Genomic DNA, 20,365 nt, shown 5'->3' with positions numbered 1-20,365 from the left:
TAGAGAAAAGGTGACAACAATGATCGATTTATCGCCAAAGTCCGTCGCTCGTGTTCTTTTTTCGTTAATCATTACCACTTCTGCCTTTAGCATGGGCATGCAGTCGGCCATCGCTCAAGAAGACAATGAGTCTGATCAGGGCGACATTGCCATTCTCGTGAACTCTCTGGACAATCCGTATTACACAGCGGAGGCTAATGCCGCCAAGGAGCAGGCCGAGGAGCTCGGGTACTCCACCCGTGTGCTATCACATAATGAGGATGTCAATCGCCAGCGTGAGCTGATCAGCTCAATCGTTGCTCAAGGGGTTGACGGCATCATCCTGGATAATGCCGACTCGTCATCAAGTGTCGCAGCGGTACGTTATGCTACCGAGCGCGATGTTCCAGTAGTGCTCATCAATAGGGAAATTCCTGAAAATGGCATCGCTATCTCACAACTGTCGCACAATAACGTTCAGGCAGCCTCTCAAGTGGCACAGAAATTTATTGAGCAGGTTGGGGAAGAGGGCACTTATGTCGAGCTGACCTGTAATTTGGCCGATAATAACTGCGTCACTCGTTCTAAATCCTTCCACCGTGTACTGGATCAATACCCCGACCTGAAGATGGTCGCTCGTCAGGATGCAGGTGGCGAACTGCTTAAGGCCAAGCAGGCCATGGACTCCATCCTCCAGGAGCATTCTGACATCGATGGTGTCGTTGCTGGGAATGGCCCGGTAGCACTGGGGGCGATTGCATCCATCAGAGCATCTGGCAACTCTGACATCACCGTTGTCGGCATCGATGGCAGCAACGATGAACGTGACGCGATCATGGCCGGGGATCTCTATGCCACTTCCATGCTTCAGGCTCAGGAGTTGGCGCGTGAGGGGGTTAAGCAACTCGACCAGTATCTCAAGACCGGCGACACCGGTAAGCCTGAGCGTCAGTTGTTCCGTGGCATCCTTGTCACTCAAGACAATGCCGAACTGGTTCAGAACTTTGAGTACCAAAGCCAGTAACTGGCATGTGGAGTGGTGAGATCCACCACTCCAGTTCAGAGAGTTAGTGACGACCGGATGGCCATATGAATAAGTCAATAAATCTGCCGAGGGCATGTCTTTTCATAGCATTGGCGATTGTGATGTTTTCGACGCTTAGTGGTTTCAAGCTGGTGTCAAATGATGAGCTTGCATCCATTCTCGATGACGGAGACGCTATCTCGATCAATGCTGAAGAAGTCATGCAAGACAATATCATTCCATGGGCAGCTTCTAAAGCGGCTCCTCTGGATGTTGTGTTGTCAGCGATTGATTCAGAAGGGTTTCAATCGGCTTGTGAGCAATATGGCGTTCAGCAAAGCCAAGCATTCCCCTGCACCTTTTGGGTTCATGTCTCCGATGCCGTGGCGTCCGTAGATACCTCCTCACGTGTTGGGAAAATCAACTTGGGGAATGTGGGGGATAAGAGCATTTCCTTGCTGATTGGCCCTGTAATTCCTGGATCTTCTGTTCGGGATGGGTATCCAGAGCTTGGTTATGCTGATTTTGCCAATCAAGATCAATTTGCAACTTTTGGTGATGAGCTTAACGACCAAGTCATCTCAATCGTCGAAAGCTTCGGCAATGTTGATAGTGGCGATACAGTAGAGGCTATCGGAGCCTTTTCAACTTGGGATGGTATGGGTAATACGGTACAAATCGTCCCGGTCGCACTGAATCGCGTCAATGGCGAGTGATATGCCAACGAAGGCGAAACAATATCACTCCGACTCGGGGAGGGGCAGCGCCATGAACACAGTGGAAGACCAACATAAATCAACCGCTGAACAAAAAATCGGGGCGACATCAGAACCTTTGGTTCGAGTAAAGAATGCTACTAAACGTTATCCCGGGACCGTGGCTCTGGACTCAGTAGACTATGAAGTGTACCCCGGGAGCGTAAATGTTCTGATCGGAGAAAACGGTGCAGGTAAATCAACTCTCATGAAGTTGCTAGCCGGTGCCGAGCGTCCAACCGAAGGTGAGATTCTCGTCAAAGGAAAATCGGTTTATTTCCATGGTGTGCGAGATGCAGAGAAATCCGGTATAGGGATTATCTTTCAAGAGCTAAATCTCTTCCCCGATATGAGCATAGCCGAAAATCTTTTCATCGGTAATGAGATACGCCATGCCGGTACGATAGATACCCGTGCACAATATCGTAAGGCTAAGCAGTTGCTCGAACGTGTGGGCCTGGACATCGACCCTGCTACACGTATCGGCGATCTTTACGTAGGCCAGCAACAGCTTGTCGAGATCGCCAGGATGTTGAGCCGTGATGTTGATGTCCTGATCATGGATGAGCCTACTTCTGCCTTGAGCCTGACAGAGGTTGAGGTCCTGTTCGGTATTATTGAATCGCTCCGTCAGGAAGGGGTTGCCGTCATCTACATCTCTCATCGTTTGGAAGAGATTATGAGAATTGGTGACCACATCACGGTACTCCGTAACGGTCGTATTGTCGGTGTCGATCTTGTCGAAAATATTGACATTTCTTGGATCGTTCGTCAGATGGTGGGAGGCGAACACAAGATTTTCGACTACCGTCCTCGGCAAATCGGAGAGCCAATACTGAGGGTCAAGGATCTGAGCCTGAAACGGATCAATGGCACCTTGGCTCTTGATAAGGTCAACTTTGGTGTTGGCCGTGGAGAGATCATTGGTATTTATGGCTTGATGGGTTCTGGTAGAACTGAGCTGATGGAGGTTCTGCTTGGCCTGCATCGGAGCGCGCTGGGCGACATCGAGTTCGATGGAAAACCGTTAGCCAAGGCTAAACCGGCCAACCGAATCAAGGCCGGTATAGCACTGGTGCCAGAAGATCGACAAACGGCTGGGATGATTCAGCCCATGTCGGTTCGTGACAATATGACACTATCCAGTATCGGACGCTGCTGTTCCCGTTTTCTAGGCTTTCGCATGATTCGTGGAAAAGTGGAAAAGCAGCAGAGTCAGAGCATGGTCTCAACACTTGGCATCAAGGTGTCAAATGATACTGACTACATTACCACGCTAAGCGGTGGCAATATGCAAAAGGTCATCATCGGGAAAGCGCTGCTTACCGAACCGCGTGTCCTATTATTCGATGAACCTACCCGTGGGGTGGACGTTGGGGCCAAGGCCGATATCTACCGTGCCATGAATAATATCGCCGATCAGGGCGTTGCCATTATCTATACCACTTCAGAACTGGATGAGGCTCTGGCGGTCTCCGATCGCATCTTGGTTATGGCGTCGGGGCAGATTACTGCCGACCTACCACGCGACCAGGTGGATCGTGACATCATCACTCAAAAGGCGTCACCTTCTGCTGCTCGAGAGACAGCCGCTGCTCAGCAAGGAGCTCGATCATGACAACCGCTACCGATTTGTCTACGCATGACCTTTCGCATCATAGTAAGAGTTTCCAGGCATCCTGGGTATTGCTTCAGATATTGAAGCTCAGGATTTTCGTGGCACTGTTTGCAGTATTGCTGTATTTCTCATTAACGGTGGATAATTTTCTGACCATGAACAATATGCTGATCATGGCTCAGCATATTACAGTCATCGGTATCCTTTCCATTGGTATGACGCTGGTTATCCTGACGGCAGGTATCGATCTTTCAGTCGGCTCAACAGTGGGGTTCAGCGGGATGGTCTCCGGTTTCCTGCTGATGAATGGGATTCCACTAGGGGACTACACGCTGTTTTTGAGCGTACCAGAGGTCATCTTGTTAACGTGTCTTGTCGGTGCCTTTATCGGCTATATCAATGGCGCCCTCATTACCTATCTCAATGTGGCCCCCTTCATTGCAACTCTAGGGATGCTGTATGTGGTGCGTGGTGCGGCTCTGCTGTTCAATGATGGAGGTACCTTTTCCCAGCTCCAAGGGCATGAAGAACTGGGTAACACGGGATTTTCCTTTTTAGGGAATGGCAGTCTACTTGGTATCGGTATCCCGGTATGGTTGCTTTTGATCCTGACGCTGGTTACCTGGTTTGTTAGCTACAAGACACCATTCGGCCGCTATGTCTATGCGATAGGTGGTAATGAGAATGCCGCTATATTCTCTGGTCTCAGAGTTCGCAAGATAAAACTGTGGGTCTACGTCTTTTCCGGGTTTTGTGCCGCTATCGTTGGCCTTGTCATCACCTCTCAGCTGCAGACGGGGCATCCGATGACGGGCGATACCTACGAGCTGCGTGCCATCGCGGCAGTGGTTCTGGGGGGTACCGCACTGGCCGGTGGGCGTGGTTCTGTCATTGGTTCGGTCATTGGTGCATGCGTCATCAGTATTCTCAACGACGGCATGGTGATGTCTGGTGTCAGTGATTTCTGGCAGATGGTCATCATGGGGCTAGTCATTATCATTGCGGTCGTCATTGATCAATTGCAGCAGCGTCTTCAGAAGCGCGTCATGGTCACAACGTAATACATCAATTAATGTCAGGATTTTTTGGGATTGGTGCTCCAAGGTTCGATCTTATCTGTGGTTGCAGTGACTACCTGGATGATAGTTGCGGTATGAGCTCTAAGAGTTTATTCGGTTCTAAAATTGTCAACTGACTGATCCCGCCAGAAATCTTATCACTTGGGGCGCAGCACGCCCCAAGTCACAACTTGTATTGTCAGGAGCCTATCATGTCTTCCCAACTTGATGCCTTGAAATCCCTCTCCTTGGTGGTCGCCGACACCGGCGACCTGGACGCCATACGGCGCTACCAGCCCCAGGACGCCACCACCAACCCGTCCTTGATCCTCAAGGCCTTCGACATGCCCGGCTATCAGCCGCTGATCGAACGGGAACTGGCCGCACTCCCCGCCCAGGGTGACAAACAGGAGCGCGCCGCCCGGGCCGTCGATCACCTGGCCGTGGCCATGGGCAGCGAGATCGCCGGCGTGGTCCCCGGGCGCGTCTCCACCGAAGTGGCCGCCCGACTGTCCTTCGATACCCAGGCCAGCATCCGCAAGGCCCATGAGCTGATCGAGCTCTACGCACAGCGCGGCATCGGTCGCGACCGGGTATTGATCAAGCTGGCCTCGACCTGGGAGGGCATCCGTGCCGCCGAGGTACTGGAGAAGGAAGGCATCAACTGCAACCTGACGCTGCTGTTCAGCGATGCCCAGGCCCAGGCCTGCTTCGATGCCGGCGTCTTTCTGGTCTCGCCCTTCGTCGGTCGGGTCACCGACTGGTACAAGAAAGAAAGCGGCCGGGATTTCACCCCCGAAAACGACCCCGGCGTACAGTTCGTGCGCGGTGTCTGCGAACGCGTCAGCCAGGGCGGCTATGACACCGTGGTCATGGGGGCCAGTTTCCGCACCGCCGACCAGGTCCTGGCACTCGCTGGCTGCCCGCGGCTGACCATCTCGCCGGCGTTGCTCGAAGAGCTGGCCACCACACCGGGAACCGTCAAAGCCAAGGTGCTCATGACACGTAACGGCGGTCCGCGTCCGACATCGCTCAGCGAGTCCGGCTTCCGCTGGGAGCACAATCAGGATGCCATGGCCAACGACAAGCTGGCCGAAGGCATTCGTCGTTTCGACGAAGACCAGTCACGCCTCGAGCAACGCATCGCCGACCGCCTCTGATCCAGGAGTCCCCATGCCATCCCGTTTCGAACTGGCCAATGCCATTCGCGCCCTTTCCATGGATGCCGTCCAGAAGGCCAACTCCGGTCACCCCGGCGCCCCCATGGGCATGGCCGATATCGCCGAGGTCCTGTGGAACGATTTCCTCGTCCACAACCCCGCCGATCCCCACTGGCCCGACCGTGACCGCTTCGTGCTCTCCAACGGCCACGGCTCCATGCTCCTCTATTCCCTGCTGCATCTCTCCGGCTACGAGCTCGGCCTCGAGCAGTTGCAGAACTTCCGCCAGCTGCACGCCAAGACCGCCGGCCATCCCGAGTACGGCTATGCGCCGGGTATCGAGACCACCACCGGCCCGCTGGGCCAGGGCCTGGCCAACGCCGTCGGCATGGCCATCGCCGAGCGCACCCTGGCCGCCCAGTTCAACCGCCCCGGCCACACCATCGTCGACCATCACACCTACTGCTTCGTCGGCGACGGCTGCCTGATGGAAGGCATCTCCCATGAGGTCGCCTCCCTGGCCGGCACCCAGCAGCTCGGCAAGCTGATCGCCTTCTACGACGACAACGGCATCTCCATCGACGGCGAGGTCGAAGGCTGGTTCACCGACGACACCGCCAAGCGCTTCGAGGCCTACGGCTGGCACGTGGTGCCCAATGTCGACGGCCACCAGCCCGACGAGGTCAAGGCGGCCATCGAGCTGGCCCGCCAGCACAGCGACAAGCCCAGCCTGATCATCTGCAAGACGGTGATCGGCTTCGGCGCACCCAACAAGCAGGGCAAGGAGTCCTGCCACGGCGCGGCGCTGGGCGAGGACGAGGTCGCCGCCGCCCGCGAGCAGCTCGACTGGCCGCATGCGCCCTTCCATGTGCCGGAGGACATCTACCAGGGCTGGGACGCCAGCGAGGCCGGCCGCACCCGCCAGGCCGACTGGCAGGCACGGTTCGAGCGCTACGCCGAGGCCCATCCCGAGTTGGCCCGCGAGTTCCTGCGCCGCCAGAAGGGCGAGCTGCCCGCCGAGTTGACCAGCGAAGCGCTGATCGAACAGGCCCAGGACAAGGCCGAGACCACCGCCTCGCGCAAGGCCTCGCTGGCCTGCCTCAACGAGCTCGGCCCGCAGCTGCCCGAGCTGCTCGGCGGCAGCGCCGACCTGGCGCCCTCCAACCTGACGGTCTGGAACGGTGCCAAGGTGATCGGCCCCGAGGGCTCGCGTGAGGGCGCGCCCGACGGCAACTACCTGCACTATGGCGTGCGCGAGTTCGGCATGGCCGCCATCGCCAACGGCATCGCCCTGCACGGCGGCTTCGTGCCCTACACCGCGACCTTCCTGATCTTCATGGAGTACATGCGCAACGCCGTGCGCATGGCCGCGCTGATGGGCGTGCGCAGTATCTACGTGTTCACCCACGACTCCATCGGCCTCGGCGAGGACGGCCCCACCCACCAGCCGGTGGAGCAGCTGACCACCCTGCGCAGCACGCCCAACATGTCGACCTGGCGCCCCTGCGATGCCGTGGAGACCGCCGCGGCCTGGAACGCCGCCCTCAAGCGCCAGTCCGGCCCCACCGCCCTGGTGCTGTCGCGTCAGAACCTGCCGCATCAGGCCCGCGACAAGCAACAGCTCGCCGACATCCAGCGCGGCGGCTACATCCTCAAGGACAGCGACGGCACGCCGGAGCTGATCCTGATCGCCACCGGCTCCGAGGTCGGCCTGGCCATGGACGCCGCCGCGGCGCTCGGCGAGAAGGGCCGCCAGGTGCGCGTGGTCTCCATGCCCGCCACCGACGTCTTCGACGCCCAGGACGCCGAGTACCGCCAGCGGGTATTGCCCGCCGAGGTCGGCAACCGCCTCGTCATCGAGGCCGGCCACCCGGATCTCTGGTACAAGTACGTCGGCCTCGAGGGGCGGGTCATCGGCATGACCACCTTCGGCGAATCCGCCCCGGCCGGCGACCTGTTCAAGCACTTTGGCTTCACCGTCGACAACGTCGTCGACGAGGCCGAGCAAATGCTCGACGACGCCGAGGACTGAGCACGCCTGGCCGCTCAGGAAAAATGAAAGGGCGCGGCCAATTGGCCACTGTTCTCAGGGCGGGGTGAAAGTCCCCACCGGCGGTGATGGCGCCCTTCCATTCAGTGAAAGAGAAGGCGTGCACAAGCCCTCGAGCGTCCGGCATCGGTACTACGACGAACCGAGGACAGCAAATTCGGTGAGATGCCGAAGCCGATTGACCTGCTTCTGGCAACTTTATCGAGGAAGACCATGAAGCAGTCGAGTTCTCGGTAGTGCTGGCCCCATCACTTCCATGAGCACACCACCCACACGGCGTTCTACCACGAGCACTTCCTGACCAAGGGCAATGAAGTCGCGGACGCCTGCGCCCTGACCCTGGAGAACCTGAGTCAGGCACGCAATCTCTACGTCTAACTCTAGGATATATAAGCTTTCAACCCCGTACATTGAAGTGCCCTCAATAGATGGGGCACTTCAACTTGAGACTGAACCTGTGGCTCATGATATAGCGTCTTTTGCTCTGCTGGTGATAGCTTGCCGGTGGATGTCCACAGCCGGTCCTTTACTTGGGCCGCGAACGCTAGGAGCTTCATGTACCATCATGGATCATGCTTTCCAGCTAGCCGGAGGACAGGGCGAACAGGCCGCTATGCCGCATCAGCCACAGTACCAGGCTGATGGTCACGAAGTAGCTCAGGGTGCAGACCATCAGAGCAGCGGTGGTGACGCCGTCCAGCCCGTAGCGTTGGCCGAACAGGGGGTAGACGCTGATCATCGGCGCGCTGGCGAACAGCAGGGCGCCCGTCAACAGCGTGGGGTCGAGGTCCGGCAGTAGCAGGAACATCCCGAAAACCGCCAGTGGGTGCAGTACCAACTTGCCGATGGCGAGCTGCCCCAGGTCTTGTGCCATGCCATTCACGCGCAGACCGTGCAGCGTGCCGCCGATCACGAACAGCGCTGCGGGGCCCGCAGCGCTGGCCAGCATGTCGATGGCCTTGGTGAAGGGCTGAGGCAGCGGAATGTTGATCGAGGCCAGCAGGACGCCGATCAGTAGCCCGATGAGAACCGGGTTGCGTGTCAGGTTGAGGAAGGTTCGGCGCAGTGTCTTGTGCAGGTCGTTGCCAGTCTGGTGGCCGAGCTCGGCCAGAATCAGCGCGAGCGGAATGATCAGCAGGTTCTCGATCACCATGCACAGGGCCAGGAAGATGGCGGCGGGTGGCCCGAGCACCATGGAGGCCACCGGGTAGCCGATGAAGCCACTGTTGGAGGCCGACATGCCGAGCGACAGTATGGCGCTGGTCCCCAGTGGGTGGCGCCTGACTTTCAGGCTGATGGCCAGCCCGAGGCCGAAGACCGCCAGCGAGCCCACGCCATAGGCCAGCAGATAATGAGGATTGAAGACCTCGGCCAGGGCATTCTGCGTCAAGGCCCGAATGATCAGGGCCGGCAGGGCGCAGTACATGACGAAGATACCGACGCCCTGAAGCTGTTCTCGCGAGATGATGCGGCCGGCTACCGTCAGGTAACCGAAGCCGATCAACAGGAAAATGGGCGTGGTGATGGCGAGGATATCGAGCAACCGGGCCTCCTTGCCGTTGCGTGGTGGATCAGGTGAACAGCCGCAGCAGCGAGTCTGGAGCCTGGCCTGTCAGGTCACGCGTGACGCTCAGCTGACATTGGCCTGGATCAGTTGCACCTTGTCCCGCAGCAGCGGCAGGAATGACCGTGTCAGGGTGTCGAAGTCGATGCGCGCGGCATTGGTGCTGATGTTGATGGCACCAAGCAGCTTGCCGTTGGCATCGAAGGCCGGTACTGCCAGGGAGCGTAGTCCCGGGTCCAGTTCCTGGTCGACGATGCTGTATCCCTGTTGGCGTACCTGCTCGATGCAGTTGCGCAACTGGGCCGTATCGGTGATGGAACGCTCGGTATGCGGCTCGAGCTTCACCTGTTCGAGATAGCGGGCCAGTTCGTCATCCGGCAACTGCGACAGCAGTACACGCCCCATCGAAGTATAGGCCGCCGGCAGGCGCGTTCCGACCGACAGCGTGATGGCCATCAGGCGATGCTTGGCGGAAGAGCGGGCCACATAGATCACGTTGTCACCGTCCAGCACGCCCATCGATGAAGACTCGCCGATTTCATCGGTGATGTCCTCCAGGTATTGCTGGATCACCGAACGGTAGTTGTTGGCCGACAGGAAGGCATACCCGAGTTGCAGTGCCTTGGGAGCAAGCTCGAAGTGACGTTGCTGCTTGCGAACGTAGCCCAGGGCATGCAGCGTCAGCAGGAAACGGCGAGCACGGGCTCGGTTCATGTCCGTCTTGGCGGCCACCTCGCTCAATGTCATGCGCGGGGTTTCGTCATCGAAGGCCTGGATGACTTCCAGGCCGCTGGCCAGTGCCGTCACGAAATCGCGATCGTCGGGTGTCAGAGTATCGTCTTGCATGGGGCTGTCTTCGCAGGTGGTTCATGTCGGCTTGCTAGGTCGCTCGCCCTCAATCTAGCATAATTGTTCGAATTGCGAACACCTGTGCGACTTATGTCAAGTGATGAGCCGATCCGCCCCGAGAGTCGGCGGTTCCTGCCAGTGGAGAGCCTGCCATGCCCGACGCTTTGATTCAGCATCCCTTCATGAGCCAGAGCGGTCTGGCCGCTTCCCGCGACGAGGACTTCGTCCGGGCCATGCTGGCCTTCGAACTGGCCCTGGCCGAGACCCAGGAGGCCGAGGGTGCCATTCCCGCCGATGTCAGCCGCCGCATGCGGGCCTGCCTCGAGAGCCACGATTTCGACCCGAGTGCAATAGCCGAGGGTGTGGCCAGCGGTGGCAACGCCGCCATTCCTTTCGTCAAGGCCGGACGAGCAGCGCTCCCCGATGACCTCAAGCCGTACTGGCACCTCGGTGCCACCAGTCAGGATGTGGTCGATTCGGCGTTGATGATCCTGCTGATGCCACGCCTGGAACGTCTGGATGCCTTGCTGGCGCGTTGTCGTCGGGCAGCGCTGCCATTGATGGAGGCCCATGCCCGGACGCCCATGGTCGGGCGTACCCTGATGCAGCAGGCGTTGCCGATCACTTTCGGCGTCAAAGTGGCCCATTGGGCGTTGGGGCTGGAGCAGGCGCGCCGACGTCTCGCCACCCTGGCCGAACCGGGGTTGCCCGTACAGTTCGGTGGGGCCGTGGGGGTGCATTCCGGCTGGGAGACTCTGGGGCTCACCGTCATGGACGGCCTCGCCGAGCGTCTGGGCCTCTCGGCACCGGTGCTGCCATGGCATACCGACCGTCAGCCGATCCATGCTCTGTCGACGGCCTTCGATGGCGCGGCCGGGGCCGCCGAGAAGCTGGCGCTGGACGTGTCGCTGATGACCCAGACCGAACTCGGCGAGGTGGCCGAGCCCGCCGGGGAAGGCATGGGCGAGTCGTCGTCCATGCCCCATAAGCGCAACCCGGTGCGTTGCGCGATGATCCGGGGCGCCTGTCGTCAGATCCATGGTCACACCACGGTCATACTCAATGCCACGGCCCAGCCACTGGAGCGCGGATTGGGCGAGTGGCATGCCGAATGGGCACCACTGCTCGACAGTGCGCTATTGCTGGAGGGCGCCCTCGAACAGGCTGCCGTGCTGCTGGAGGGGCTGGAGGTGCATGGCGAGGCCATGCAACGCAATCTCACGGTGACCGGCGGCGCGATCATGGCCGAGCCGGTCACCAGGTTGCTGACGCCTCACCTGGGGACGGAACAGGCCAAGGCCCTGGCCGCGGAGGCGGCGGAGCAGGCACGACAGCAGCGGATCCCGTACGCCGATGCGCTCGAGGCGTTGATGGCGTCGCGTCATGGTGAGCTGTCGGGCGAAATCGGACGGGCGGATCTCGAGGCGGCCACGGATCCGGCGTTATACCTTGGTAGCAGCCAGGCACAGGTGGATCGCGCTCGGGCTTGGTTGGAAGATCGCTAATATACTGAAACTCAAGTGAAATGAGCGTCCTGAACGGGGGCAGGGAACACCTGCCCCCGTTTTTCGTGCGCGTTTGACGGGCCGGGGCTGGCGGATTATTTTGTTCGTATAACAAACCTATGTTCGTACAGCGCACCTTGCCGAGTGACGAGTCTCGGTGCCCATGAGGCGTTGCGACAAGCGCCGGTGCGCGATTCAACCAGAGGCAAACCATCATGGCCGAGATCCTCAGCCTGCATGATGCGGTGGCACGCTACGTCGAAGACGGCGCCACCGTGGCCATGGAAGGCTTCACCCATCTGATTCCCTTCGCTGCCGGACACGAGATTATTCGCCAGGGCAAGCGCGATCTGACGTTGATCCGCATGACGCCGGACCTGGTCTATGACCAGCTGATCGGTGCCGGTTGCGCCAGGAAGGTGATCTTCTCCTGGGGTGGCAACCCGGGCGTCGGGTCGTTGCATCGCCTGCGTGACGCCGTCGAAAAGGGCTGGCCGCACAAGATCGAGATCCTCGAACACAGCCACGCCGCCATGGCGTGCGCCTTCGAGGCCGGTGCCGCCGGGCTGCCGCTGGCCGTGCTGCGCGGCTACGTGGGCAGCGAGCTGCCCCGCGTCAACGACCAGATCAAGTTCATCGAATGCCCCTTCACCGGCGAACGTCTGGCCGCCGTGCCTTCGGTACGGCCGGACGTTTCCATCGTGCACGCCCAGAAAGCCGATCGGGCCGGCAACGTGCTGGTCGAGGGCATTGTCGGCGTGCAGAAGGAGGCCGTGCTGGCCGCCAGGCACAGCATCGTCACCGTCGAGGAGATCGTCGACGACCTCGAGGCGCACCCCAATGCCTGCGTGATTCCGGGCTGGGCGATCGATGCCATCAGCGTCGCCGAGAAGGGCTCGTTGCCGTCCTACGCGCATGGCTACTACCCGCGCGACAACCACTTCTACAAGGAGTGGGACGCCATCGCGCGCGACCGCGATACCTTCACCCAGTGGATCGAAGACAACGTCATGAACGCAGGGGGTAATGCCTGATGAGTTCTGTCGACAATCACCCGGAATACACCTCCTCCGAGATGATGACCGTCACGGCGGCGCGCGCCCTGGAAAATGGCACGACCTGCTTCGTCGGCATCGGGCTGCCGTCGGAGGCAGCCAATCTGGCGCGGCTGACTCATGCCCCCGATGTCGTGCTGATCTATGAATCCGGGACCCTGCAGACCAAGCCGGACGTGTTGCCGCTGTCCATCGGCGACGGCGAACTGTGCGAGACCGCGCTGACCACCGTCTCGGTACCCGAGATGTTTCGCTACTGGCTGCAGGGCGGCAAGGTCGACGTGGGCTTTCTGGGCACCGCCCAGATCGATCGCTACTGCAATCTCAACACCACCCTGATCGGCGATTACACCGCACCCAAGGTGCGCCTGCCGGGTGGTGGCGGCGCGCCGGAGATCGCCACCAACGCCGGTGAGGTGTTCATTACCCTCAAGCATTCCAAGCGCACCTTCGTCGACGAGGTCGACTTTGTCACCACCCTGGGCTTCGGCCGCGACGGCAAGGGCCGCGATGGCGTGCCCAACATCGGCAAGGGGCCGACCCGGGTCATCACCGACCTGTGCGTGATGAAGCCGGATCCCGAGACCAAGGAACTGGTGGTGGTGTCGCTGCATCCGGGCGTGACCGCCGAGCAGGTCCAGGAGGCCACCGGTTGGGAGATCCGTTTCGCCGAGACGTTGGAGAGCACACCGGTACCCAGTGCCCGCGAGCTCGACGTGCTGCGCGAGCTCAAGGAGAGGACCGCTCGTGCCCATGGCGGCCAGTAAGAGCGGCGTGTTCTAGAGGCGAATTTCAGGAGATCAGTGAATCATGAGTGACGCTTTCATCTGTCATCCGCGCCGCAGTGCCATCGGCCGCTTCGGCGGCACCCTGGCAAGCGTGCGCCCCGACGACCTGGCCGCCGATATCTTCAAGGCCGTGCTGGCGCAGGCGCCCGGTCTGGCTCCCGAGGCGATCGAGGAAGTCTTCATGGGCTGCGCCAATCAGGCCGGTGAAGACAACCGCAACGTGGCGCGCATGTCGTCGCTGCTGGCCGGTCTGCCGCCTTCGGTGCCCGGCACCACGCTCAACCGCCTGTGCGGCTCCGGCATGGACGCGGTGGGCACGGCCTTTCGCGCCATCAAGGCCGGTGAAATGGAGCTGGCACTGGCCGGCGGCGTGGAGTCCATGTCCCGGGCTCCCTACGTGATGGGCAAGGCCGAGACCGCCTTCGCCCGTGGGCAGCAGATCGAGGACACCACCATCGGCTGGCGCTTCGTCAATCCGTTGATGAAGAAGGTCTACGATACCCACTCGATGCCCGAGACCGCAGAGAACGTGGCCGAGCAGTTCGGCATCTCGCGTGAGGACCAGGACGCTTTCGCCGCGCGCTCCCAGGCCAAGGTCGCCGAGGCCCAGCAGGCCGGTCGCTTTGCCGAGGAAATCGTTGCCATCGAGATTCCGCGTCGCAAGCAGGAGCCGCTGGTCTTCGACACCGACGAGCACCCGCGTGCCGGCACCACTGTCGAGAAACTCGCCAAGCTGCCGACGCCCTTCAAGGCAGAAGGCGGCAGCGTCACCGCGGGCAACGCCTCCGGCGTCAACGATGGGGCCGCCGCCATGCTGGTGGCCAGCCAGCAGGCTGTGGAACAGTATGGGCTCGAGCCCATGGCGCGGATCGTCGGCATGGCCACCGCCGGCGTGGAGCCACGCATCATGGGCTATGGCCCGGTGCCCGCCGTGCGCCGCCTGCTGGCGCGTACCGGCGTTTCCCTCGACGAGATCGACGTCATCGAACTCAACGAAGCCTTCGCCGCCCAGGCACTGGCCTGCATGCGCGATCTCGGGCTCGAAGACGACGACCCTCGGGTCAACCCCAACGGCGGCGCCATCGCCCTGGGCCATCCGCTGGGTATGTCCGGTGCGCGGCTGCTGATGACCGCCGCCCACGAACTGCAACGCACCGGCAAGCGCTATGCGCTGTGCACCATGTGTGTCGGGGTGGGGCAGGGCATCGCCACGCTGATCGAGCGGGTGTGACCAAGCGCTGGGCGAGTGGCCAATGCAAGCAATAACCAACTTTTCCGTACGGGTCGTTCAGCGTTATCTGCCGAGCGCATTCGTTCTGGCGGTAATGCTCACCGCCATCGTCTTTGTACTGGGGATGGCCGTTGGCGGAGAGTCGCCCCAGAACATGGCGCATTACTGGGGCGACGGCTTCTCCAACCTGTTCACGTTCGGGATGCAGATGACCCTGGTACTGCTGACGGGATATGTGCTGGCGCTGACGGCGCCGGTGCAGCGTCTGCTGACCGGATTGACCCGGCAGGCCAACACGCCGAAACAGGCGTTGGTGCTGACGATCGTGGTGAGCTTCGTCTGCTACTACCTGAACTGGGGGTTCGGGATGGTGGCCGGCGCCATCCTGGCCCGGGAGATGGGGCGTCGGGTCGCCGTTCACTTTCCGCTTATCGTGGCCGCGGCCTACGGGGGAGAGTTGGTGCGCGGCCCTTCGTCTTCCATCCCGTTGGTCATCGCGACGCCCGATCACTTCATGGAGGATGCCATCGGTATCGTGCCGGTGGCCGAAACGCTCTACTCTGTCTGGAACATGGCGCTGACCGCTGGATTACTGGGCCTGCTGGTGCTGTTTTTCATGTTGCAGAAACAACCTGACAAGATCGTCCGGCTGAGAGTGGACAGCGAGGACGAGCAAGGGAAGACGGCAGTCGACAAGTCGCACCAGACGCCGTCGGATCGGATCGAGAACAGCCGCTGGCCGACACTCTTCATGGGGCTTCTGGCGGCGGGCTACTTGCTGAACAAGGTTGTTGCGCAAGGATTCAGCATCAATCTGAATACCATCATCCTGGTCTTTTTGGCCCTCGGGCTGCTGCTGCACCAAAATCCGGCGAGTTACCTGCACGCGGCCGAGAAAGCGGTCCATGCGGCGCGCGGTATCATCATCCAGTTTCCGCTCTATGCGGGGATCGCCGGCATGATGACCAGCGCCGGCCTGGTCACCCAGTTCTCTGAGGCCATCATCTCGTTCGCCACGCCGGCGACCTTCCCGCTACTCACCTTTCTGTCCGCGGGTGCCGTGAACTTCTTCATCCCGTCGGGCGGCGGGCAGTGGGCCATTCAGGGGCCCATCATGATGGAAGCGGCCGCGGCATTGGGGGCTGATCCGGCGCAAACCATCATGGCGTTCACCTGGGGAGATGGCTGGACCAATCAGATCCAGCCCTTCTGGGCGCTTCCGCTGTTGGGTGTAGCGGGCCTGTCGGCACGCGACATCATGGGATACCTGGTGATCTGGTTGGGGATTTCCGGCATCGCCATTGTCAGCACTTTCGTCGCATTGGCCGTATTCGGCTAGTTCCGCTTTCAAGCAAGGAGTCAGTCATGGCTTTTATCAACGTCAACGGACGCAACGTTGCCTATCGTCTGCTGGGCGCCGAGGCCAATCCGCTGGTGATCCTGGCGCATCCGCTGGGCATGACCCAGGCGGTGTGGGACGACGTTCTGCCGGCATTACTGCCGCGTTATCGGGTGCTGACCTGGGATCTGCCGGGCCATGGTGCCAGTGAGGCCTGGCCAGCAGATGGTGGCGATATCACCCCGGCCGCGCTGGCCGCCGATGCTCTGGCGCTGGTTGAGCGGGCCGGCGACACGCGCTTCCACTTCGTCGGCACCTCCATCGGCGGCGTCATCGGCAAGCAATTGCTCTCCGAGCATGCCGATCGCTTGTTGTCGGCGGTCCTGACCAACACCGGGGCGGTGATCGGCAACGCCGAGCTGTGGAACACACGAGCGGGCCGGGTGCGCGACGAGGGCCTGGCGGCGTTGTCCGGAGAGATCGTGCCGCGCTGGTTCGCTGCCGACCTGATCAAGCGCGACCCGGCGCTGGCAGAGGGCTGGCGAACCATCATGGGGCGTGGCGATGCCGAATCCTATGCCCGGCTCTGTGAAATGCTCGGTCGCACCGACTTCCGCGGCAAGCTCAAGGCTGCTTGTTCCCAGCCCGGGGGAGTCGACGTGCACCTGCTTGGCGGGAGCGAGGATATGGCGACGCCGCCCGAGACTCTGCAAGCCCTGGCGGCCGAGTGCGGCGGTGCGCCGCTGGAGATCATCGAGAACCTGGGGCATGTGCCTTCGGTGGAGTTTTCCGAGGCGCTCGCCAAGCGACTGCTGCTGTGGATGGCCCCGGATCGCTCCCGGGTCGGCGAGCAGGGCGTGGCCTATGCCGAGGGACTCGAGACCCGCAAGCAGGTGCTGGGTGAGGCGCACGTGGCGCGCTCGACCGAGAACGCCACTTCGCTGGATGCCCCTTTCCAGCAGATGATAACCCGCCTCGCCTGGGGCGAACTGTGGGGCAACGGCGACCTGACCCGGGCCGAGCGCAGCATGATCACCACCGGCATCCTGGCCGCCCTGGGACGCGAGGAGCTGGAGCTGCATCTCAAGACGGCCAAGCGCATCGGCCTCAGCGAAGCCCAGCTACGCCAGGTGCTGATGCATGTGGCGGTCTACGGCGGTGTGCCGGCGGCCAACCACGCCTTCGCCTTGGCCAAGCAACTCGGCTGGGGCGAGACCCGGGAATGAGGACACGATCGGCCGTGTCGGGGGCGTGGCGTTGGATAGTCGGACACAAACGGGAGGCTGAGGTGTGTTGAGCCCGCGTATCAAGCTGCGCCATCTCCAGGCTTTTCTCGAGGTCGCCAAGCATCGCAGTTTCGCGCGTGCCGCCGAGAGCCTGGCGATCACCCAGCCCGGGGTGTCCAAGACCATCCGCGAACTCGAGGACATCCTGGGAACCGAGCTCTTCGCGCGTGGTGCCCAGGGCGTGGCGTTGAGCCAGTCGGGACTGACGTTCTTGCGTCATGCCGGGCCGGCGATCCGAACGCTGGAAGAAGGCATCAGCGCGGTCGGCGATGCCCATCAGGGCGCGCGCTGGTTGCGCGTGGGGGCGCTGTCCACCGTGGAGAGCCGGTTGCTGCCCATGTCGATTCGGCGTTGGCAGGCCTCCCAATCGGCGGATCGGGTCGGCGTCAATGTGGTGACCGGCCGCAGTGCCTTCCTGCTTTCTCAACTGCGCCTCGGTGAACTCGATCTGGTGGTGGGGCGCATGACCGAGGCGCGCGAGATCCGCGACCTGACCTTCGAGCATCTCTACTACGAGCCGTTGGTGCTGGTGGTGCGTGCCGGCCATCCCCTGGCCGGTATCGAGCCGCTGGCACCCAGTCGGCTGATCGAATTCCCCTGGGTGATTCCGCCGCCGCAGACCACGCTGCGCCAGCAGGTCGACAGCTTCTGCGTGCGCCACTCGCTGGACTTGCCCGTTCAACTGCTGGAAACCCTGTCGCTGCCGATCAGTCACCGTTACACGCAGGATGGCGACGCTATCTGGGTGGCCCCGAGAGAAGCGGTGATCGACGATCTCGAGGCCGGCCGTGTCGTCGAGCTGGCGCTGCGGCTGGAACAGCAGGGCGGTTCGGTGGGGTTATGCACCAACGCCAGCATGGAGCCCTCGCTGGCGCTGGAAGGATTCTGCGAGGTACTGCGCGAGGTGGCTGCCGAGTCCATAACCACTAGGTTATGACCTCTCGCCGAGACGTCAATTGGCAGCCTGACGGTCAGCCGCCACACTGCGATCATTGGCCGACGAGCCGCCGGGTGCGGTGCGTCGCCTTCTGTCAGCCAGCAAGAGACACCAAGATGCAAGACGATAACAAACGCTTCGTGGAGCGCGACCGTGACTGGCATCCACCGGCCTATGCCCCCGGCTACAAGACCTCCGTGGCTCGTTCGCCGAGCCAGGCGCTGGTCAGCCTGCAGACGTCCAGCGTCTCCGAACTGACCGGGCCGGATTTTCGCCAGCTGCGCATGGGGCCCCATGATAACGACCTGCTGATGAACTTCCGCGAGGACCCCGCCCTGGCAGGAGCGGCGGGCCTGCCGGTGGGCGAGCGCATCATCCTGTTCGGCCGGGTGGTCGATCAGTTCGGCAAGCCGGTCCCGCATACCCTGGTGGAGATGTGGCAGGCCAATGCCGGCGGTCGCTATCGCCACAAGAAGGATGGCTACCTGGCACCGCTGGACCCCAATTTCGGTGGCGTGGGGCGTTGCCTCACCGACGAGCAGGGCTGGTATCGTTTTCGCACCATCAAGCCCGGCCCCTATCCGTGGGGCAACGGCATCAATACCTGGCGCCCGGCGCACATCCACGTGTCGGTGATGGGCCCATCGATTTCCACCCGTCTGATCACCCAGATGTATTTCGAAGGTGACCCGCTGATTCCGCTCTGCCCGATCGTGCAGACCCTCAAGGACCCCGAGGCCGTCGAGACCATGATCGGCCGTCTCGACATGGCGCGCAGCCGTCCCATGGACTGCCTGGCGTATCGGTTCGACCTGGTGGTACGGGGCGAGCTTCAAACCTACTTCGAGAATCAGTGAGGGGAGCCGAGACCATGCGACAGCCGAATTCCCAGCCTTGCAGCGAGCTGATGCTGCGCGAGACCGCGTCCCAGACTGCCGGGCCCTATGTGCACATCGGCCTGGCCCTGGACGTGGCTGGCCTGCCCGAGCGCGATGAGGAAATCTGGAGCCGGATGGCCAAGCCCGAGGCCGAGGGTGAGCATATCGAAGTGATCGGCACCGTGATCGACGGAAATGGCGATCCGGTGCGCGATGCCCTGCTGGAGGCCTGGCAGGCCGATGCCAGCGGGCAGTATCAGCCGGCGTTCGACCTGCAGAAAGCGTTCAACAGCTTCGGCCGGACCGCCACCACTGCCGAGGGCAACAGCGAGTGGTCGCTGACCACCATCAAGCCCGGTCCCGTGGCCCGCGGCGACGGCAAGGTGATGGCTCCGCACATCAACCTGGCGGTCTTCGCCCGAGGCATCAACATTCACTTGCAGACCCGTCTCTATTTCGAGGACGAGGTCGAGGCCAATGCCGCCTGTCCCGTGCTGGGTGCCATCGAGTCGCCGACACGTCGCCAGACCCTGATCGCCAAGCGCGAGGAAGTCGACGGCAAGGTGCGTTATCGCTTCGATATCCGCCTGCAGGGCGAAGGCGAGACGGTGTTCTTCGATTTCTAGACGCCCCGCTTCATGAGCGAATGCCACGGTAGTCATCGGGCCCTGCGACGGGGCCCGAGCGTTTGCATGGCTGCCCTGGTCTCCCGATCCGGCCATGTGCGCTGTGGCCCGCGGCGGCTCAGCGAGATGTGAGGCGGCAACGCCGGGGAAAGCAAGCAGGTGCCAGGCATGCCCTTGGCGCCGAGAGCCCTCTCACCCTCCTTTTCTGGCCTGGATGATCCGATCCAGGGTATCCAGCAGCCACCGACGCTCCTCTTCCGACAGGAAGCTGTCGAAGGCCGACTCGCCTTCATTCACCTGACGGTCGAGGCGCTCCGTGAAGGCCTTGCCTTTCTCCGTCAGGTACAGGGCGTAAGAGCGGCGGTCATGTTTCGATTTCCGGCGTTCCACCACCTCCATGCCTTCCAGCTTGTCGATGGCCGCGACCATGGCGGAGCGGTCCACATCCAGGGCGTTCGATACGGCCGTCTGGGTGAGCCCCGGGTTGTGGTAGACGATAGCGAGGATGCCGAACAGCCCCGGGGTGATGCCCTCCTGAGCGCACGCTTCGGAGAAAACGTCGAAGTAGACCAGTTGGGCGCGCCTCAGCTTGTAGCCGAGGCGCGACTGCAGCATCGAGTAGTCGATTCCGTTCTTGTCGTCGCTGTGCATGTGGCTGTCCTG

The 20,365-nt window shown here is 61.5% G+C and carries 18 protein-coding genes; 15 read left to right on the top strand and 3 right to left on the bottom strand.

Annotated features, from left to right (window positions below; translation table 11 throughout):
- Positions 1-19 precede the first annotated feature (19 nt).
- From HELO_RS16195 to tkt, 6 genes are all read left to right on the top strand, one after another.
- Positions 20-1,003, top strand: coding sequence for a D-ribose ABC transporter substrate-binding protein (locus tag HELO_RS16195; protein ID WP_013333726.1), 984 nt, complete (start codon positions 20-22; stop codon positions 1,001-1,003).
- A 65-nt stretch (positions 1,004-1,068) separates the two neighbouring features.
- Positions 1,069-1,719, top strand: coding sequence for a DUF2291 family protein (locus tag HELO_RS16190; protein ID WP_109637520.1), 651 nt, complete (start codon positions 1,069-1,071; stop codon positions 1,717-1,719).
- 52 nt (positions 1,720-1,771) lie between these two features.
- On the top strand, positions 1,772-3,376 hold the full coding sequence (locus tag HELO_RS16185; RefSeq protein WP_013333725.1) for a sugar ABC transporter ATP-binding protein: 1,605 nt from the start codon (positions 1,772-1,774) through the stop codon (positions 3,374-3,376).
- On the top strand, positions 3,373-4,437 hold the full coding sequence (locus HELO_RS16180) for an ABC transporter permease (protein WP_013333724.1): 1,065 nt from the start codon (positions 3,373-3,375) through the stop codon (positions 4,435-4,437). The genes HELO_RS16185 and HELO_RS16180 overlap by 4 nt, the downstream gene beginning before the upstream one ends.
- A gap of 209 nt (positions 4,438-4,646) precedes the next feature.
- Entirely contained in the window at positions 4,647-5,594 is a 948-nt protein-coding gene (gene tal, locus HELO_RS16175) for a transaldolase (RefSeq protein WP_013333723.1), read from the top strand.
- Positions 5,595-5,607: 13 nt separating this feature from the next.
- On the top strand, positions 5,608-7,626 hold the full coding sequence (gene tkt / locus HELO_RS16170) for a transketolase (RefSeq protein ID WP_013333722.1): 2,019 nt from the start codon (positions 5,608-5,610) through the stop codon (positions 7,624-7,626).
- A gap of 601 nt (positions 7,627-8,227) precedes the next feature.
- Here tkt and HELO_RS16160 read toward each other — a convergent pair.
- Both HELO_RS16160 and HELO_RS16155 read right to left on the bottom strand, forming a co-directional pair.
- The gene (locus HELO_RS16160) at positions 8,228-9,187 is read right to left on the bottom strand and encodes an AEC family transporter (protein ID WP_013333721.1); all 960 of its coding nucleotides are present in this window, start codon (positions 9,185-9,187) and stop codon (positions 8,228-8,230) included.
- Between the two features lie 87 nt (positions 9,188-9,274).
- Positions 9,275-10,054 (bottom strand): IclR family transcriptional regulator domain-containing protein, encoded by a 780-nt coding sequence (locus HELO_RS16155; protein WP_013333720.1) that lies wholly within the window; start codon positions 10,052-10,054, stop codon positions 9,275-9,277.
- 155 nt (positions 10,055-10,209) lie between these two features.
- Here HELO_RS16155 and HELO_RS16150 point away from each other — a divergent pair, with 155 nt between their 5' ends.
- The 9 genes from HELO_RS16150 to pcaG all read left to right on the top strand — a co-directional run bounded on the left by HELO_RS16150 (position 10,210) and on the right by pcaG (position 19,702).
- The gene (locus HELO_RS16150; protein WP_013333719.1) at positions 10,210-11,562 is read left to right on the top strand and encodes a class-II fumarase/aspartase family protein; all 1,353 of its coding nucleotides are present in this window, start codon (positions 10,210-10,212) and stop codon (positions 11,560-11,562) included.
- A gap of 215 nt (positions 11,563-11,777) precedes the next feature.
- On the top strand, positions 11,778-12,596 hold the full coding sequence (locus HELO_RS16145) for a CoA transferase subunit A (protein ID WP_013333718.1): 819 nt from the start codon (positions 11,778-11,780) through the stop codon (positions 12,594-12,596).
- Positions 12,596-13,384, top strand: coding sequence for a CoA-transferase subunit beta (locus HELO_RS16140; protein ID WP_013333717.1), 789 nt, complete (start codon positions 12,596-12,598; stop codon positions 13,382-13,384). The genes HELO_RS16145 and HELO_RS16140 overlap by 1 nt, the downstream gene beginning before the upstream one ends.
- A gap of 43 nt (positions 13,385-13,427) precedes the next feature.
- Complete coding sequence (gene pcaF, locus HELO_RS16135) at positions 13,428-14,636, top strand: 3-oxoadipyl-CoA thiolase (RefSeq protein ID WP_013333716.1); 1,209 nt, start codon at positions 13,428-13,430, stop codon at positions 14,634-14,636.
- A gap of 22 nt (positions 14,637-14,658) precedes the next feature.
- Positions 14,659-15,975 (top strand): short-chain fatty acid transporter, encoded by a 1,317-nt coding sequence (locus HELO_RS16130; protein ID WP_013333715.1) that lies wholly within the window; start codon positions 14,659-14,661, stop codon positions 15,973-15,975.
- A gap of 26 nt (positions 15,976-16,001) precedes the next feature.
- Positions 16,002-17,201 (top strand): alpha/beta fold hydrolase, encoded by a 1,200-nt coding sequence (locus tag HELO_RS16125; RefSeq protein WP_013333714.1) that lies wholly within the window; start codon positions 16,002-16,004, stop codon positions 17,199-17,201.
- Positions 17,202-17,265: 64 nt separating this feature from the next.
- Positions 17,266-18,198 carry a pca operon transcription factor PcaQ gene (gene pcaQ, locus HELO_RS16120; protein WP_013333713.1) on the top strand — a complete coding sequence of 311 codons (933 nt, stop codon included), beginning with the start codon at positions 17,266-17,268 and terminating at the stop codon, positions 18,196-18,198.
- A 116-nt stretch (positions 18,199-18,314) separates the two neighbouring features.
- A complete protein-coding gene (gene pcaH / locus HELO_RS16115) occupies positions 18,315-19,055 on the top strand; it encodes a protocatechuate 3,4-dioxygenase subunit beta (RefSeq protein WP_041602201.1) in 741 nt (246 codons plus the stop codon).
- A 14-nt stretch (positions 19,056-19,069) separates the two neighbouring features.
- A complete protein-coding gene (gene pcaG / locus HELO_RS16110) occupies positions 19,070-19,702 on the top strand; it encodes a protocatechuate 3,4-dioxygenase subunit alpha (RefSeq protein ID WP_013333711.1) in 633 nt (210 codons plus the stop codon).
- Positions 19,703-19,894: 192 nt separating this feature from the next.
- Here pcaG and HELO_RS16105 read toward each other — a convergent pair whose 3' ends face one another.
- Positions 19,895-20,353: a MarR family winged helix-turn-helix transcriptional regulator gene (locus HELO_RS16105; RefSeq protein ID WP_013333710.1), complete on the bottom strand. Its 459-nt coding sequence runs from the start codon at positions 20,351-20,353 to the stop codon at positions 19,895-19,897.
- Between the last annotated feature and the right edge of the window lie 12 nt (positions 20,354-20,365).

This window comes from Halomonas elongata DSM 2581, from assembly GCF_000196875.2.
Classification (GTDB): Bacteria; Pseudomonadota; Gammaproteobacteria; order Pseudomonadales; family Halomonadaceae; genus Halomonas; species Halomonas elongata.
This window is presented reverse-complemented; position numbering and strand designations above follow the sequence as displayed.